Raw genomic sequence first — 618 nt, forward strand, 5'->3', positions numbered from 1 at the left:
CGACGGCGTCCGCCTGATCGACCGGTCCGGCAAGGCGCGGCTGTTCGACGGCCGTTCCGGCGAGCCGTTCCCGGACCCGGTCTCGGTGGGCTACCAGTACATCCTGAAGCTGCACCACCTGGTGGACGACAAGATCCACGCGCGCTCGACCGGTCCGTACTCCATGATCACCCAGCAGCCGCTCGGTGGTAAGGCGCAGTTCGGCGGCCAGCGCTTCGGCGAGATGGAGGTCTGGGCGCTCGAGGCCTACGGCGCCGCCTACACGCTGCAGGAGCTGCTGACGGTCAAGTCCGACGACGTCCACGGGCGCGTGAAGGTCTACGAGGCCATCGTCAAGGGCGAGAACATCCCCGAGCCGGGTGTTCCCGAGTCCTTCAAGGTCCTCATCAAGGAGATGCAGTCGCTGTGCCTGAACGTCGAGGTGCTCTCGGCGGACGGCAACACCATCGAGATGCGCGACTCGGATGACGAGGTCTTCCGGGCGGCCGAGGAACTGGGCATCGATCTCTCGCACTCCGAGCCCAGCTCGGTCGAAGAGGTCTGATCCCGCTCGGTCCACCCCGACGAGACGTCAACTTTTCCAGAGAAAGAGATAAAGGACCCTCATGTCCAACGAAT

Annotated in this window: 1 pseudogene; it reads left to right on the forward strand. The window is 64.7% G+C overall.

The features are described from left to right. Positions 1 to 544: pseudogene (locus RF638_RS16085) on the forward strand (DNA-directed RNA polymerase subunit beta); the annotation flags it as partial. Positions 545 to 618 lie beyond the last annotated feature (74 nt).

Origin of the sequence: Kocuria sp. CPCC 205235 (genome assembly GCF_040980905.1) — a bacterium.
GTDB lineage: Bacteria > Actinomycetota > Actinomycetes > Actinomycetales > Micrococcaceae > Kocuria > Kocuria carniphila.